The 283-nt window shown below is 61.5% G+C and carries 1 pseudogene; it reads right to left on the bottom strand.

Annotation, left to right across the window (positions count from 1 at the left end):
- Window positions 1-166: 166 nt before the first annotated feature.
- A pseudogene (locus tag EN807_RS34970) lies at window positions 167-283 on the bottom strand (gamma-glutamylcyclotransferase); the annotation flags it as partial.

The following is a 283-nucleotide window of genomic DNA, read 5'->3' as shown; positions in this document are numbered from 1 at the left end:
CAGCGGCGCGATGGAAAGGTCGGTGCGACCGAGACGGCGTTTCTGCAAGACTGATCTCCGTGATGCTGGGAAAGGCCTGGGTGCCCAGAGGATGGATTGCGGCTAAGCTAGGTCGTGCCTTGCCCAGGTCAAAGGGATGGTTTTGCTTTTTGATCGGGCCAGATCTTCACGAAGGCGCGACCTGCCGCCCCACCTCTTCCAGCCAGTGGTCGCGGATGCCGAGCGCCCTCAGATGCTCCACCGTGCTCAGGACATAGTCTTCGTTCCTGCCCGATTGGCCCAC

The sequence above is a fragment of the Mesorhizobium sp. M5C.F.Ca.ET.164.01.1.1 genome (genome assembly GCF_004792125.1).
Classification (GTDB): Bacteria; Pseudomonadota; Alphaproteobacteria; order Rhizobiales; family Rhizobiaceae; genus Mesorhizobium; species Mesorhizobium wenxiniae.
This window is presented reverse-complemented; position numbering and strand designations above follow the sequence as displayed.